Annotated in this window: 13 protein-coding genes; 10 read left to right on the forward strand and 3 right to left on the reverse strand. The window is 69.4% G+C overall.

Annotated features, from left to right (window positions below):
* The first annotated feature begins 261 nt into the window (after positions 1–261).
* Complete coding sequence (locus FHG71_RS11120; RefSeq protein ID WP_246045432.1) at positions 262–2,424, forward strand: polysaccharide biosynthesis tyrosine autokinase; 2,163 nt, start codon at positions 262–264, stop codon at positions 2,422–2,424.
* Between the two features lie 59 nt (positions 2,425–2,483).
* On the opposite strand, the gene FHG71_RS11125 is transcribed toward FHG71_RS11120, so the two are convergent.
* From FHG71_RS11125 to FHG71_RS11135, 3 genes are all read right to left on the reverse strand, one after another.
* Positions 2,484–3,845 (reverse strand): polysaccharide biosynthesis/export family protein, encoded by a 1,362-nt coding sequence (locus tag FHG71_RS11125; protein WP_176559385.1) that lies wholly within the window; start codon positions 3,843–3,845, stop codon positions 2,484–2,486.
* A 246-nt stretch (positions 3,846–4,091) separates the two neighbouring features.
* Positions 4,092–5,429, reverse strand: a complete 1,338-nt coding sequence (locus FHG71_RS11130) for a glycoside hydrolase family 1 protein (protein ID WP_139081755.1) — start codon at positions 5,427–5,429, stop codon at positions 4,092–4,094.
* Positions 5,426–6,457, reverse strand: a complete 1,032-nt coding sequence (locus FHG71_RS11135; protein ID WP_139081756.1) for an aldo/keto reductase — start codon at positions 6,455–6,457, stop codon at positions 5,426–5,428. The genes FHG71_RS11130 and FHG71_RS11135 overlap by 4 nt, the downstream gene beginning before the upstream one ends.
* Before the next feature lie 367 nt (positions 6,458–6,824).
* Here FHG71_RS11135 and FHG71_RS11140 point away from each other — a divergent pair, with 367 nt between their 5' ends.
* From FHG71_RS11140 to FHG71_RS11175, 9 genes are all read left to right on the forward strand, one after another.
* Positions 6,825–8,249, forward strand: coding sequence for a glycoside hydrolase family 1 protein (locus tag FHG71_RS11140; RefSeq protein ID WP_139081757.1), 1,425 nt, complete (start codon positions 6,825–6,827; stop codon positions 8,247–8,249).
* Positions 8,250–8,322: 73 nt separating this feature from the next.
* Complete coding sequence (locus tag FHG71_RS11145; protein WP_139081758.1) at positions 8,323–9,147, forward strand: aldo/keto reductase; 825 nt, start codon at positions 8,323–8,325, stop codon at positions 9,145–9,147.
* 58 nt (positions 9,148–9,205) lie between these two features.
* Positions 9,206–9,364 (forward strand): hypothetical protein, encoded by a 159-nt coding sequence (locus FHG71_RS23540; protein ID WP_176559386.1) that lies wholly within the window; start codon positions 9,206–9,208, stop codon positions 9,362–9,364.
* 471 nt (positions 9,365–9,835) lie between these two features.
* On the forward strand, positions 9,836–10,297 hold the full coding sequence (locus FHG71_RS11150) for a cytidine deaminase (protein ID WP_425467351.1): 462 nt from the start codon (positions 9,836–9,838) through the stop codon (positions 10,295–10,297).
* An 11-nt stretch (positions 10,298–10,308) separates the two neighbouring features.
* Positions 10,309–11,610, forward strand: coding sequence for a thymidine phosphorylase (locus tag FHG71_RS11155; protein ID WP_139081816.1), 1,302 nt, complete (start codon positions 10,309–10,311; stop codon positions 11,608–11,610).
* Positions 11,607–12,782: a phosphopentomutase gene (locus FHG71_RS11160; RefSeq protein ID WP_139081759.1), complete on the forward strand. Its 1,176-nt coding sequence runs from the start codon at positions 11,607–11,609 to the stop codon at positions 12,780–12,782. Before FHG71_RS11155 ends, FHG71_RS11160 begins: the two co-directional genes overlap by 4 nt.
* Positions 12,779–13,765 (forward strand): adenosine deaminase, encoded by a 987-nt coding sequence (locus FHG71_RS11165; RefSeq protein ID WP_139081760.1) that lies wholly within the window; start codon positions 12,779–12,781, stop codon positions 13,763–13,765. The genes FHG71_RS11160 and FHG71_RS11165 overlap by 4 nt, the downstream gene beginning before the upstream one ends.
* Positions 13,762–14,454 (forward strand): uracil phosphoribosyltransferase, encoded by a 693-nt coding sequence (upp, locus tag FHG71_RS11170; RefSeq protein WP_139081761.1) that lies wholly within the window; start codon positions 13,762–13,764, stop codon positions 14,452–14,454. Before FHG71_RS11165 ends, upp begins: the two co-directional genes overlap by 4 nt.
* A 71-nt stretch (positions 14,455–14,525) precedes the next feature.
* Positions 14,526–15,278 (forward strand): SPOR domain-containing protein, encoded by a 753-nt coding sequence (locus FHG71_RS11175; protein ID WP_139081762.1) that lies wholly within the window; start codon positions 14,526–14,528, stop codon positions 15,276–15,278.
* Positions 15,279–15,280 lie beyond the last annotated feature (2 nt).

Here is a 15,280-nt window from a genome sequence, read left to right on the forward strand (position 1 = left end):
ATTCTTTAAACTCTTGACAAAACTCGCGCTGCTCGGTCAGTGCCGCGCAAGCGGGCTTCAGCTGGACAATGTGTCGATTCACTTCCGTAAGGGTGCGTCGAGCTTCCAGGCCCCATTACCGTTCAGGTTGAGTGAACGGCTGGTCGCATGGGGCATCCACAATTTCGATAGCGTCAACAGTCGCCCAAGTTTTGACACTTATCCATGTGCATGGGGTCTCCTCAGACTCCCCCGAGACCGAGAATCAGAGACAACATCGTGATGCAGAAGCCGGTAAGTCCGTTAGACGCCCAGCCAGCCGTCGGCAGACGGGAGGACGAGGACGAGATTGATCTTCTCGGACTTGCTCGGACTCTTTGGCGCGGAAAGCATTGGATCGCGCTCTGTGCGACGCTGGCCCTGTCCTACGGATGGTACAAGGCCAACGTCGCCTCGACCGCGCTCTTCACGGCGACGGCGGAGATGGCGCTGGAGGTGGACAGCGCGCCTGTCCTGGACATCAACGCTGTTGTCTCGGGGTTCTCTGGCGACGAAGCCAGCATCAACACTGAAATGGCGATTGTGCGCTCGGGAGATCTGATCGGGCGGCTCGTGGATGAGTTGCACCTTGAGCAGGACCCCGAGTTCAACGCCTATTTGCCCGACCCAGATTACTCGCCTGGGCTCATCACGCGGCTGCGGGGAACGATATCGGAGGCGTTGCGGGGTAGTGAGCAGGACGAGGGGGCTGAGTCTCTGCCGTCTCCTCAGGAGCAGCGACAAGAGCTTATCGATGCTGTCCGGGGCGCGTTCGAGACCGAAAGCAGCTGGGACACCTACGTGTTCTCGATCTCGGCCACCACGACAGATCCCGTAAAATCGCAACTCCTGGCCAACACTCTGGCCGAGCTTTACCGCGACGATCAGATCCGCCTCAAAGTTCAGGCCACCGAGCGTGCCGCCACATGGTTGTCCGGCCGCGTGGGGGAACTGCGGGCGGAGCTCGACGAGCGGCAGAATGAGATCTCGGACCTTCGCGCCCGCAGCGCTCTCGTGAGTGCCGAAAGCCTACAAGCCCTGAATGCCCAGGCGATCGAGCTGCGCACCACGTTGCAGCAGGTCCAGGGCCAGCTCGTTCAGATCGACGAGCGAGCTGCTGAGTTGCGGGCTGCCGCGTCAGGCGACACAGAGGCCAAGCTAGCCGCCGCCGACGACGGCCAGCTTGAGGCTGCTGCAGCCGAACTGGCCGCGTCCGAGCCGGGCGCCCAGATTCGCTTCGACCGTCGCTACTCGCAACTGCTCTTACAGACTGAGGCGGAACGTGAACGGGCGCAGAAGCAGATCGAAGAGCTGCAGCGCACCGTGGAGGACCTTTCGGGCCAGTTCGAAGGGCAATCGGCTGATTTCCAGGCGCTTCAGCAACTCGAGCAGGAAGCCGAGGCGACTCAGGTTCTCTATGAGACGTTCCTGAACCGTCTCAAGGAAACGACGGTCCAAGAAAGCATCCATGAGTCCGATAGCCGGATCCTGACCGAAGCCAGGGTAGGTGAGCAGGTGGCCCCTCGCTCGTCCCGCATCATGGCCATGGCGCTCCTGCTTGGTCTCCTGCTCGGTGCGGGCATCGTGCTCTTGCGCGAGTTCCTCCAGAACACGATCCGAACCGCCGAAGATCTGGAGCAGCACACGGGACGGACAGTTCTTGGCCAGTTCCCGCGTATACCGGCGCGGAGCCGCCCCGACACGATCGAATACCTGCTCAACAAACCGACCTCGGCTGCAGCTGAGGCGATCCGGAACCTGCGTACCTCGCTTCTGCTCTCAAATGTGGACCGCCCGCCGCAGGTTATCATGGCGACGTCCTCCGTGCCGAACGAGGGCAAGACCACTCTGACAATTGCTCTGGCGCAGAACCTGGCCGGGCTCAACAAGCGGGTCTTGCTCATAGAAGGAGACATCCGGCGGCGGACGTTCCAAGCTTACTTCTCCCAAGCGAAAGGGCAGCATGGACTCCTGTCCGTCATCGCGGGGCGGAGTGCGCTGAGTGAGGCTGTCGTCCGGCCGGACAATCTAGGGATCGACGTGCTCCTGGGCGAAGAGCGATCTGCTATCAACGCAGCGGACCTTTTCTCGTCCGAGAGTTTCAAGCGGCTGATCGAGATGGCCCGCGCCCAATATGACTATATCGTCATTGACACGCCTCCGGTCCTTGTCGTGCCGGATGCGCGGGTCATTGCCCAGCAGACGGACGCCGTCATCTACGTCGTCCATTGGGACCATACGACGAAGTCTCAGGTCGAGGAGGGGCTGCGGCAGTTCCGCTCTGTGAACCTACCTGTTACAGGGCTGGTGCTGTCGCGTGTCGATCCGAAGGGAATGAAGCGCTACGGCTATGGGGGCCGATACGGCGCTTACTCCCGCTATGGTCGCAGCTATTACGACAACTGAGCAGGTATCCGAACCTGTTGGACCGGCGGCGATACAATTCGCCGCCGGGACTCAGGAGGTCAATCTACGGCTGACGAAGCGGTATTGATCACGGTCGGAAAAAACTGCTGGAATGCCCGGTTCCAGCGAGTGATGGGCTGCTCCTCGATGAACACGATGTCGTCGGGGCGCATCTCGAACCGGGTGGCGAGTGTCAGGTTCGCCGCATTCCGCACGTCGAGATGCCAGGCCGTTACCGGCTCGCCCGTCGAGCCGTCATTGGCGCGCAGGACGTAGATCTGCGACGGGTTGCCGGTCTCCGTCTCGAAGCCGCCATCCTCAAAAAGGGCGTCCGCAAGCGAAGCCGGCTGTCCATAGGGCAGCGCGAAGCGGCGCTGCCGGGCCACCTCACCGGTTAGGTAGACGTAGTCGCGCGGCTCGGCGCCCAGCTCGGCGCGCGCAGCAAAGAGCGCCCGCTCATCAGCGAGAGCGTCGCGCCGGATGGCAATCTCGGCGCGTAGCTCCTCGAGGGCAGCGGTCCGCTCGGCCCGGCGCAGGTTCGCAGCATTAAGCTGCTGCGAGTAGTAGCCCAGCGCCCGGTCGAGATCGTAGCTCGTGTCCACGAAGACCGAGTCGCCCGGCAGGAGCTGCACGTCGCGCAGCTCGGCCCGTTCGGTGTAGTCGTCGAGCGGGATCTGGTAGAGCGTGCCGTCCCGGTAGATGCGGATGGAGGCGAACTCGGGCGTGTCGACGGCGAGCCCTCCGGCCTCAGCCAGGACCTCGTCGAGGCGGGGCACCCGCAGCCCGACCGGCAGGTTGCCGGGTTGGCCGACTTCGCCGCCTACGCTGATGGACCGGGCGTTGAACCCGGCGATCTCCAGGCTGAAATCGGGGTCGATGCCGGAATCGAGAAACCGCTCGAAGACCCGCTGCTCAGCTTCCTCGATAGTGAGGCCGCCGACCTGCACGGTGCCCACCTCGGGCACGGCGATGGTGCCGTCGTCGCGCACGGTGTAGGTCTGGCGGACCTCGCTGCCCGAGACTGTGCCGGTCACGGTGGCATCGGGGGCGGTCGCGGCCGAGCGGGTGGCGAGCTGCACCACGTCGCTCACGCCGATGCGGTAGGGCTCGGGCGTGGCGGGCGGCGGCGGGCGCAGGTCGAGCGCGACGGGAGCGAACTCGGGCACCTCGGGAGGGGCGGGCAGCGCCCCGGCGCCGCGCAGGCTGCCACCGCCGGCCGCTTGGGTGAAGGCGGGGGGAAGCGCGCGCGGAACATAAGTTGCGGCGTTGGCCACCGACAGCGTGTCGCGGGTGATCTCGACGACCTGGACGCCGTCGTTCGGGTCCTCGCGCACGAGCGGGCTGACATAGGACACGCCGCATCCGCCAAGGCTCATGGCGGAGGCGAGAAGGATCGAACGGAACGTGGGAACTCTGCGCATCCTTGTCCTCTATGCTCGGGGCCTTGCAGAGCGCAAGGGGACACGCAGGCGCGCCGGACCTATGGCCGGGCTCGCTCATGTGCCGCCTGATGCGACCGGCTGTCCCCCGTCGTCGTGGACCGGACGCAAGGGCCGGCCGGGCAGAGGAAAGCACGGAACGCGGCCGACAGGCCAGTCAGACGGGGCGCACGACTCCGGCATGGGCGCGTGCGGTGTTGCAGCTTTGCCGGAGGAGCTCGGGCTCTCTCACCAGCCGCCCGGCGGACCGGGGCTGCGGTCTCCGCCCGGCCCGAAACTGCCCGCCCGCCGCAGGCCGCGCACCGCGAGGCGGCGCAGGTGATCGGCCTTGTCGCGGGGCGGGGCCTCGTCCCGGGGCATGTCGAGCGGCAGGACAAGGCAGTGGCTCTGGGCCGGCAGCACGCTCGACCAGTCGGCGATGAGCGTGCGATAGCATTCGCCCACCCTGCGGATGTTCCGGTCGAGGTCGAAGAGCCCGAGCGGGTTCACGTTGCCGTTGTCCTCGCGCAGGGCGGTGTCCCAGTCCACCTGGTCGGTGAGCGAGTACCAGGTGAAACCCAGGATCGGGATGCCGATGTTGCGGACCCGCAGGACATTGGCCCATTGCTTCCACAGCCAGTCCACGGCCTCTTCGCCGGTGGAACCCTCCCAGAGGTTCGTCTCGGTGTGCATCACCGGGAGCTGGTAGCGGTCGTGGTACTGGCGCGTGATCTCGTCGTAGCCGAACACCTCGCCGGAGGCGGTCACGCGCCCGTCGGCGTAGACCCGGTGCTCGTTGGTGAAGTAGTAGTCCGTCCCCATGATGCAGTGGCGGCGCAGGCGGTTCTCCAGGAAGAAGTGATATTCGTCCCGGGTCATGCCGTTGTCGGTCAGGAACTCGTACATGTCGCTGTTGACGCGGTGGCCGTAGTTGAGGTCGAGCGTCAGGAAGCGCTGCTGGTTGTAGGTCTCGGCCAGCCGGATCGCCGCCGGGCTGGAGGCGTGGAAGTATTCCGACGACTCGGACTGGATGAAGAGCGCGTCGGGCCGCACCGTCAGGATCGCCTGCATGGCGAGGACGTTCGCCCTGACGAGGTGCTTGAGGGCGGTCACGAAGGTCAGGTCGGTGGTTCCCTGCTCGTTCCACCAGCCGTTGCGGCCCGAGAAGGTGGCGCAGATGAACATCTCGTTCACGGGCGTGTAGAGCTGCACCCAAGGGAAGCGCAGGGCGAAGTCGCGGGCATAGGTGGCGAAGAGCGCAGGGAAGTCACCGTTCTGGAAGTTGCCGATCCAGTCAGGCACCCCGAAGTGGCACAGGTCCACGATGGGCATGATCCCGAGGCGCCGGATCTCGGCAAAGGTCAGGTCGGCGAACTCCCAGTCGTAGCGGCCGGGCCCGAGCCAGGTGCGGTGGATGGGCGGGCCGTAGCGCAGGAAGTCGATGCCCAGCTCCTGCACGCATTCGAAGTCGCGCTTCCAGTGCGTGTAGTGGCCGCACTTCTCCATCTCGTCGACGCGGTGGGTCCCGCCCTTGATTGTGGGATAGCTGTTCTCGATCCCCGTGGCGAACATGAAGCCCGAGGTCATCGCCCGCCCTCGATCCGGCGGTGCCGCTGGGCGATGCCCTTGGCCCCGTAGGGATAGTCGCCGGTGATGGGCTCGCTGGCCGAGTCGAGGCGGGCCATCTCCTCGGCCGAAAGCACGAGATCGGCGGCGCCCAGGTTCTCCGCGAGCTGCTCGGGCGTGCGGGCGCCCAGGATGACCGAGGTCACGGCGGGCTTGCCCTTGAGCCAGGCGAGCGCCACCTCGGCCTGGCTGGTGCCGCGCTCGCCGGCGATGGCCTCCAGCGCGCCGAGCACATCCCAGGTGCGGCTCGACTCGTTGCGGGGGCCGTAGGCCTCGACGCCGCGGTTCGGGTCCTCGCCCAGGCGGGTGGAGCCGGTGGGGATCTGGTCGCGCTTGTACTTGCCGGTGAGCCAGCCGCCCCCCAGCGGCGACCAGGGCAGGAGCCCGATCCCGGCATCGAGGCAGGCGGGGACGATCTCGTGCTCGATGTCGCGGGCGAGCAGGTTGTACTGCGGCTGGAGCGTCACGGGCGGCGCCCAGAGATGGGCCTTCGCCACGTGGACGGCCTTGGTGATCTGCCAGCCCAGGAAGTTCGACAGTCCGTAATGGCCGATCTTGCCCAGGGAGATCGCGTCGTCGAGGAAGCGGAGCGTCTCCTCGAGCGGCGTCAGCGCGTCCCAGGCATGGACCTGGTAGAGGTCGAGGTGATCGACCCCGAGCCGCCGGAGCGAGGCGTCGAGCGCGTCGCGCAGGTGGCGACGCGACAGGCCGAGATCGTTCGGGCCGGGGCCCATCGGGAAACGACCCTTGGTGGTGAGCACCATCTGCCGCGCCTCGGTCGGGTGGGACCGAAGCCATCGGCCCACGATCTCCTCGGAGACGCCGGCGCTGTACACGTCGGCGGTGTCGAGGAAGGTGCCGCCCGCCTCGGCGTAGGCGTCCATCATGCGGACCGAGTCCTCCTCGGAGGACTCGGCGCCGAAGGTCATCGTCCCCAGGCAGAGGACCGAGACCCCCGTGCCGCTGCAGCCCATCGGCCTGATCTCCATTCGGTCCTCCCTGTGCGGTGCCATGCGGGACGCAACATAGCGCCGGGATCGAGCGGACCAGACTTGCGGCGAGCCGCCGAGACGGGGGTCTGGTTTCGGCGGGTGGGCGCCCCCGGCGTTGTTAACCCATGTGCAGGGTTGCGCGAAAAGCGCGAACGGCGGGAACCTTCCTATGTTGAAGGGACGTTAACCGGACGCCGCCATCGGGTCCCCAAGGGCCCGGAGCGCGGTGCGACCGGGCGCAAGCGATGGAGGATGCCGCATCTTTTCCTGTCTCGGCGACGTCGAGGCGTCCCCCCTGCCGCCGGCCCCACGGACGAGGCCTCCTCACCCCGAACGATCACCGACCAGCAGCGCCAGAACGGATATGCAGAGAAACCTGTCCAGATACCTTTCCCCGTATGACCTGGGCTCCGGAGTCCCGCTCGATCCGTCGCCCGAGACGGAGGTCTCGGGGCGCATCGGGCCCGCCGTGCCCCGGCTGTCCTACCTCACCGGCTTCGAGGGTACTCAGATGTTCGGGCACGGGACCGACGTGCTCGACACCACCGAGCACACGGTGCGCTACCGGCAGGACCTCAAGCTGCTGGTGGCGGACGGGATCACGACGTTCCGGTGCTGCATCCCCTGGCACAAGATCGAGCGCGTGCGGGGCGTCTACGACTGGGCCTGGACTGACCGCTACCTGGGTTACGTTCGGCGGCTGGGGCTGACGCCCATCGTCGATCCGCTGCACCACACGAGCTTTCCGCAGTGGCTGGAGCATGGCTTCGCGCACCCGGAGTTTCCCGAGGTCTACCGCGACTTCGTGCGGGCCTTCGCCAAGCGCTATCCCTGGGTGTCGGACTACACGATCATCAACGAGCCGCTGGCGACCGCCGTCCTCGCGGGGTTCATGGGCGAATGGTATCCCCACTGGCGCGACCGGCAGGGCGTGGTGCCGATCATCCTGGGCAAGGCCAAGGCGATCGGCCTGATCACCCCGATGCTGGAACGGATGGTGCCGAACCTGCGGGTCGTCCACGTGGACACCTGCGAGCGGCACACCGCTCTCGATCCGCAGTCGCAGTACCATACCGATTTCGGCAACGACCTGCGGTTCGTGGTGCTGGACCTGATCCTGGGCCGCGTGGACGAGAGCCATCCCCTGTGGGAGACGCTGACGACGCACGGGCTTTCGGCCGAGGACGCCGCCTGGTTCCGCGACAACCCGGCGCGGGTGGACGTGCTGGGGCTCGACTACTACGCGCACAGCGAACTGGGCTGGACCGTGGAAGGGCAGAGCGACGACTTCCTGCCCTGGGGGTTCCGGCGCGTGGCGCTGGACTATGCCGAGCGCTACCCGCAGTTCCCTCTCATGCTGACCGAGACCAACGTGCGCGGGCGCATCGAGGACCGCATCACCTGGCTCAAGTACATGGTCGGCGAATGCGAGGCGCTGGTGCCGGAGCTGGAGGCGCGGGGGCAGCGGTTCGAGGGCTTCTGCTGGTATCCCTACATCGATTCGACCGACTGGTGTTCGTTGTGCCGCCAGCCCAACCGGCGGATCGACCCGCAGGGCATCTACTTCCTGGACGAGGGCTTCAACCGGCGGGAGTCGGAGCTGACGCGGATCTATGCGCAGCTCGCGCGGGGCGAGATCGGATCGGCGGAGATCCCGGCCTACCGGCTGGAGGAGCCGGTGATGGTCGGGCGGCGCGTGGGCAAGTTCCTGCCCCACATGACGGGGGTGGGCTGGGACTGGGCCGACGGGGTGCCGAGCCAGCCGGGCTGGCCCGCCTGGCCGCGGTAAGGCGCGTGGGCCGGGCCTTGCCGTCCGGCGTTCGCCGCTATCTCGTGGCCTCGTGCAACGAACGGAGCGCCCGATGACCTCGCAGCCGGTCCTCACCTTCAACGACGGCAAGACCATGCCGCAGATGGGCTTCGGCCTTTGGCAGGTGCCGTCGCAGGAGACGGCGCGGCTGGTGCGCGAGGCGGCCGGGGTGGGCTACCGGCTGTTCGACGGGGCGGCGCTCTATGGCAACGAGGAGGGCCTGGGCGAGGGCGTGCGGTCCTGCGGCCTGCCGCGCGACGAGGTCTTCGTCACCACCAAGATCTGGAACGACCGCCACGGCTTTGACGAGACGCTGCGGGCGGCGGAGGAAAGCTTCGGGCGGCTGGGGCTCGACCGGATCGACCTCCTGCTGATTCACTGGCCGGCGCCGGCGCGGAACCGCTACGTGGAGGCCTGGAAGGCGCTGGTGCGTCTGCGCGAGGAAGGGCGCGTGACCTCGATCGGGGTGTCGAACTTCCTGCCCGAGCATCTGGACCGGATCGTGGGCGAGACGGGCGAGGTGCCGGCGCTGAACCAGATCGAGCTGCACCCGGAACTGCCGCAGGCCGAGCTGCGGAGGAAGCACGCGGAGATGGGGATCGTCACCCAGAGCTGGACGCCGCTGGGCCAGTCGCGGACCTTCGACGCCGAGCCGGTGAGGCGGGCGGCGGAGCGGACGGGGGCGAGCCCGGCGCAGGTGATCCTGGCCTGGCACCTGGCCCTGGGCTGCTCGGCGATCCCGCGGTCGACGAAGAAGACGCGGCTGGCGGAGAACCTGGCGGCGGCGGAGATGCGGCTTCTGCCCGAGGAGGTCACGGCCATCGAGGGCTTGGAGACGGGGCACCGGACGGGGCCCGATCCGAAGAGCTTCTCGTGAGCGGGGAACGATCCCGGGCCGAGGGCGGTTGAGCGGGCGTTCAGCGACGGAGAGGATCATGGCCGACAACGAGACTCCGGAAGAGGTGCCGCCGGGCACGGTCGGGTCGGGCGAGAACACCTGCCGCAAGTGCGAAGGCACCGGCCAGGTCGAGGGGCAGGACTGCCCGGACTGCGGCGGCACGGGCAAGGTCAACACGCCCATCGGCGGGGCCTGAGGCGGGGCCACGGACGGGGGGTCTGTCCCCCCGCGCCTGTGGCGCGTCCTGCCGCTCGCGGGCGCTCGGAAGCTTGCGGGATATCGGGAGCCGGAAAAGAGGTGGTGGGTCGGAGCGTTTCCGGGTCACGCGTGTGCTGTCGCGGGCCGGACGGCCTCCGAAGGCTGCCCGCGGGACGCCACTCCGGGCGGGCAGGGGGCGCGTGTTCGACGCGCGGCGGCTGGGGGGTGGGTTCCCCAGATGGTCCGGCGGCACGCGGGCCGGGTTCCCCAGATGGTCCGGCGGCACGCGGGCCGGGCTCCTGCAAAGAGCGGGCCACGAAGATGTCGTCCGAGAGCGGGAGAGCAATGTCCCGCAGGCGGTCCCGTGGCGATGCGTGCGCGATCAGGGTGCGGGACAGAGGTTAACAGGTTCCTACAGCACCGAACGGTCCTCCCCCGGTGCGCGCAACACCTGCGGGACGGCGGAACCCTGCGTCGCGGGGCCTCGGGCCTTGCCTCGGATGCGGCGCGGGACCAGTCTTCGTCGCAAAGAAGGAGACCTGCCATGAGCCTCGTCGAGGATGCCGCCCGCGTGCGCGAGAACGCCTATGCGCCCTATTCCCGCTTCAAGGTGGGCGCGGCGATCCGGGCCGGGTCGGGGCAGGTCTACCTGGGCGTGAACGTCGAGAACGCGGCCTATCCCGAGGGCACCTGCGCCGAGGCCGGGGCCATCGCCGCGATGATCGCCGGGGGCGACACCCGCATCGACGAGATCGCGGTCATCGCCGACGCGCCGCGCCCGGTGCCGCCTTGCGGCGGCTGCCGCCAGAAGCTGGCGGAGTTCGCGGGGGGCGGGGTAAAGGTGACGCTGGCCACCACGCGGGGGCAGGCGATGGAGACCACGGTGGCCGATCTGCTGCCCGGCGCCTTTGCCGAAACGGACATGGCCTGATGGAGCCGCGTCTGGACGCGCGCTGGGTGAACGGGAAGCTCCGGCGCGGCGAGGTGCCGTCGGAGAACGAGCTGCGCTGGTTCGCGCGGGGGCTGGCCAGCGGGCAGGTGACCGACGCGCAGGCGGGGGCCTTTGCCATGGGCGTCTGCCTGCGGGGACTGGGCGAGCAGGGGCGGGTGGCGCTGACGCTCGCCATGCGGGATTCGGGGCGGGTGCTGTCGTGGGACGTCGGCAAGCCGGTGCTGGACAAGCATTCGACAGGGGGCGTGGGCGACGCGGTGTCGCTGATCCTCGCGCCCGCGCTCGCGGCCTGCGGGGTGGCGGTGCCGATGATCTCGGGGCGCGGCCTCGGGCACACGGGGGGGACGCTGGACAAGATGGAGGCGATCCCCGGCGTGGAGCCCAAGGTTTCCGAGGACCTGCTGCGGCGGATCGTGGGCGAGGTGGGCTGCGCCATCGCCGGGGCGACGGCCGAGATCGCGCCCGCCGACCGGCGGCTGTATGCGATCCGGGACGTGTCGGGGACGGTGGAGAGCATCGACCTCATCACCGCGTCGATCCTGTCGAAGAAGCTGGCGGCGGGGCTGGAGGGGCTGGTGCTGGACGTGAAGTGCGGGTCGGGCGCGTTCATGAAGACGGACAGGGAGGCGCGGGCGCTGGCCGAGGCGCTGGTGACGACGGCGAACGGAGCGGGTTGCCCGACGGCGGCCTTCGTCACCGACATGGACGAGCCGCTGTGCCCGGCGCTGGGGAACGCCGTCGAGGTCGCGGTCTGCCTGGAGGTGATGGAGGGACGGCGGGAGGCCGCGCCGCGGCTTCATGACCTGACGGTGGCGCTGGGCGGGCGGATGCTCGCGCTGGCCGGGGAGGCCGAGGGCGAGGGCGAGGAGCGGGTGGCGCGGGCCATCGCCAGCGGAGCGGCGATGGAGCGGTTCGAGCGGATGGTGGCGCTGATGGGCGGGCCGTCCGATCTGGCCGCGACATGGCGGGAGCGGCTGCCGAGGGCCCCGGTCGTCGTGGAGGTGCCGGCCGAGGTGGAGGGCTTCGCGGCGGAGTTCGACGGCGAGGCGCTGGGTCTGGCCGTCGTGCGGTTGGGCGGCGGGCGGACCAAGGAGACCGATCCGGTCGATCCGGCCGTGGGGCTGACAGATGTCGTGCGGCGCGGCGCGCGGGTGGCGCGCGGCGAGCCACTGGCCCGGGTGCACGCCCGGGACGAGGCGTCGGCGCAGGCGGCCGTCGAGGCCGTGCGGGCGGCGATCCGCTTGGGCGAGGCGCCGGAGGTCGGGCCGTTGGTGCGGGAGACGGTGGGGTGACGCGTGCCTTTCTGGTCGTGATGGACTCGGTCGGCGTCGGCGGCGCGCCGGATGCGGGGGCCTTCTTCAACGGGGACCGGCCCGACACGGGCGCGAACACCGTAGGGCATATCGCGGAGGCCGTGGGGCTGGACGTGCCCACGCTGGCGAAGCTGGGGCTGGGAGCGGCGGTGCGGCTGGCCTCGGGGCTGGAGGTGCCGGGGATGGCGGCGACGGTCACGGGGGCCTGGGGCGCGGCGACGGAGGTGTCAAAGGGCAAGGACACGCCCTCGGGCCACTGGGAGCTGGCGGGCGTGCCGGTGCCGTGGGGCTGGACCTACTTTCCAAAGACGGAGCCCGCCTTTCCTGACGATCTGGTAGCCGAGATGTGCCGGATCGCGGGCACGGAGGGCATCCTGGGGAACAGGCACGCTTCGGGGACGGCGGTGATCGACGAGCTGGGGGAGGAGCATCTGCGGACCGGCTGGCCGATCTGCTACACCTCCGTGGACTCCGTGCTGCAGATCGCGGCGCACGAGGAGGCGTTCGGGCTCGACCGGCTGATCGGGCTGTGCCGGGACCTCGCGCCGAGGCTTCACGCGATGAAGGTCGGGCGGGTGATCGCGCGACCGTTCGTGGGCGGGCCGGGGGCGTTCCGGCGGACGGCGCACCGGAGGGACTTCGCCATCGCGCCGCCTGCGCCCACGCTGTGCGACTGGGTGCAGGGGGCGGGGCACAAGGTCCATGCGGTGGGCAAGATCGGCGACATCTTCTCCATGCGCGGGATCGACACGCTGTCCAAGGGGCCGGACCGGGAGCTGATGGGGCACCTGCACCGGCTGGCGGACGAGGCGGAGGAGGGGGCGCTGGTCTTCGCGAACTTCGTGGAGTTCGACAGCGAGTACGGGCACCGGCGCGACGCGGCGGGCTACGGGCGGCAGATCGAGTGGTTCGACCGGGGCATCGGGGAGTTGTTGGGACGGTTGCGGGAGGGCGATCTGCTGGTCATCACCGCCGACCACGGCAACGACCCGACCTGGAGCGGGACCGACCACACGAGGGAGCGGGTGCCGGTGCTGATGCATGGGCTGGGCGCGCGGGAGCTGGGACTGATGGGCTTCGCGGACGTGGGGGCGTCGGTCGCGGCGCATCTGGGCGTGCCAGCGCAGGGGCCGGGGAGGAGCGTGCTGTGAGCTGGCGGGATCTGCCCAAGGTGGAGCTGCACCTGCATCTGGAGGGAGGCGCGCCGCCCGCCTTCATCCGGGGGATGGCGCAGGAGAAGCGCGTCGACATCTCGGGCATCTTCGACGAGCGGGGCGGGTATCGGACGGGGACGTTCGCGCATTTCCTGAAGGTCTACGAGGCGGCCTGCACGGTGCTGACCTCGCCCGAGGATTACCGACGGCTGACGCTCGCGGTGCTGGAGGAGAGCGCGGCCAACGGGGTCGTCTATTCCGAGACGTTCCTGTGCCCCGACTTCTGCGGCGACGGGGACGTGGCCGCGTGGCGGGACTACCTGCTGGCCATCGAGGACGCGGCGAGGGAGGCCGAAGCCAAGGCGGGGATCACCCTGCGAGGCATCGTGACCTGCGTGCGCCACTTCGGCCCCGAGAAGGCGAAGGCCGCGGCGCTCTGCGCGGCGGAGACGGCGGGGAATTTCGTCACCGGCTTCGGCATGGCGGGGGCCGAGACGGTGGGGCGGCCCAAGGACTACGCCTGGGCCTTCGACTGCGCGCGGGAGGCGGGGCTGCGGCTGACCTGCCACGCGGGCGAATGGGGCGGGCCGGACATGGTGGCGGACACGCTGCGGGACCTGAACCCCGCGCGGATCGGGCACGGGATCGCGGCGGCGAAGGACCCGGCGCTGATGGAGCGGATCGCGGAGGCGGGGATTGTGCTGGAGGTCTGCCCGGGGTCGAACGTCTACCTCGGCGCGGTGCCGTCCTGGGAGAAGCACCCTATCGAGACCCTGCGGTCGCGCGAGGTGAAGGTCACGGTGTCCACCGACGACCCGCCCTTCTTCGGGACGACCCTGACCCGAGAATGGGAGATGCTGGAGCGGGTCTTCGAGTGGAACGAGGAGGACCTGAAGGCTCTCAACCGGGTGGCGCTCGACGCGGCGTTCTGCGACGAGGCGACGAAGGACCGCATTCGAAAGACGCTGGAGGCCGCATGACCGACACCCCCGACCTGCCCACCGGAACGCCGGTGGAGCCCGCATCCGTCGTGGCCGCCCCGGCCGGCGTCACCGTGGTCGATCACCCGCTGGTGCAGCACAAGCTGACGCTCATGCGCGAGCACGACACCTCGACGGCCTCGTTCCGGCGGCTCCTGCGCGAGATCAGCCTGCTGCTGGCCTATGAGGTCACGCGCACGCTGCCCATGACCACCAAGCGCATCAGCACACCCATCCAGGAGATGGACGCGCCCACGATCGAGGGGAAGAAGCTCGCGCTCATCTCGATCCTGCGGGCGGGGAACGGGTTGATGGACGGCATCCTCGACCTGATCCCGGCGGCGCGGGTGGGCTTCGTGGGGCTCTACCGCGACCCCGAGACGCTCCAGCCTGTGCAGTACTACTTCAAGGTGCCGCAGCATCTGGAGGACCGGACCTGCATCGTGGTCGACCCGATGCTGGCCACGGGGAATTCGTCGGCGGCGGCGGTGGACCTGCTGAAGGAGGCGGGCGCGAAGGACATCCGCTTCCTGTGCCTGCTGGCCGCGCCCGAGGGGATCGCCCGGATGCAGGAGGCCCACCCGGACGTGGCCATCGTCACGGCGGCCATCGACAGCCACCTCAACGACCACGGCTACATCGTGCCGGGCCTGGGCGACGCGGGCGACCGGATGTTCGGGACCAAGTGACGCAACCCGTCGTCGCGTCATAAGATTTCCCCATTCGTTCGGCAATCTCCGCCCGCACCGGGGGAGGCGGCATGGCGACGGGGTTCGACGCGATTCGACAGGCGGGTGTGGAGGCCGTGCGGAGCCATCTGGTGCCGGTCGTGACCGCGCTGGGGCTGGCCATGGCGCTGGTCTGGGCGCCGAGCGATCCTGTGGCGACGGCCCCCGCGCCCCTGCCACGGTCCGAGTCGCGCCCCATGAGCGTCTGCCTTGCCTCGCCCGTCGCCAAGCGGCCCTGCGAGCTGCCCCGGCGCGAGGCCTCGGCGGCCCCGGTTCCGATCAAGGCCCGGCAGCCCCTGCCGCCGCTCCACTGGCTGGTCGATGCCGGGCCCGTCCGGCCCGCCGGGCTGGCCGGGGTGTCGGACTGGGTCGGGCCGGGGCGTCTGACGGCGCTGTCCCGCGATGCCGCGCCGGAGGCCTTCGAGACCGCGACGCCGACCCTGCGCCCCGCGCCGCTCGCCTGGGCGGGGGCGGTGCGGCCCGTGCCACGCGGGGCGGATGTGGCGTCCCTGGCCGAAGCCGCGCCGCGCCAGGTGGCCCGGCGGGCCGTGCCGGTCGAGTCCGGGCCGCTCCATGTGCAGGTGGGCACCTATGCCGACGGCGCGAACGCCGATCGGGCGGTCGCGGCGCTGAAGGCCATGGGCTTTGGCGTGGGCGAGCGGGCGGCACGGGCCGGGGCGATGCGCGCCGTCGCGGCGGGGCCCTTCGCGTCCGAGAGCGAGGCGGCGGTCGCGTTGGCGGCGCTGCGGGCGGCGGGCTTTGTCGAGGCGTATCTGACGCGCTGAAC

This window comes from Rubellimicrobium roseum (genome assembly GCF_006152145.1).
Lineage (GTDB): Bacteria > Pseudomonadota > Alphaproteobacteria > Rhodobacterales > Rhodobacteraceae > Rubellimicrobium > Rubellimicrobium roseum.

Bases quoted from the DNA above. Each gene is read 5' to 3' on its own strand.
- FHG71_RS11140 (WP_139081757.1), top strand. From the start codon at position 6,825: ATGCAGAGAAACCTGTCCAGATACCTTTCCCCGTATGACCTGGGCTCC.
- FHG71_RS11130 (WP_139081755.1), bottom strand. From the start codon at position 5,429: ATGACCTCGGGCTTCATGTTCGCCACGGGGATCGAGAACAGCTATCCC.
- FHG71_RS11135 (WP_139081756.1), bottom strand. From the start codon at position 6,457: ATGGAGATCAGGCCGATGGGCTGCAGCGGCACGGGGGTCTCGGTCCTC.
- FHG71_RS11145 (WP_139081758.1), top strand. From the start codon at position 8,323: ATGACCTCGCAGCCGGTCCTCACCTTCAACGACGGCAAGACCATGCCG.
- FHG71_RS11120 (WP_246045432.1), top strand. From the start codon at position 262: ATGCAGAAGCCGGTAAGTCCGTTAGACGCCCAGCCAGCCGTCGGCAGA.
- upp (WP_139081761.1), top strand. From the start codon at position 13,762: ATGACCGACACCCCCGACCTGCCCACCGGAACGCCGGTGGAGCCCGCA.
- FHG71_RS23540 (WP_176559386.1), top strand. From the start codon at position 9,206: ATGGCCGACAACGAGACTCCGGAAGAGGTGCCGCCGGGCACGGTCGGG.
- FHG71_RS11125 (WP_176559385.1), bottom strand. From the start codon at position 3,845: ATGCGCAGAGTTCCCACGTTCCGTTCGATCCTTCTCGCCTCCGCCATG.
- FHG71_RS11175 (WP_139081762.1), top strand. From the start codon at position 14,526: ATGGCGACGGGGTTCGACGCGATTCGACAGGCGGGTGTGGAGGCCGTG.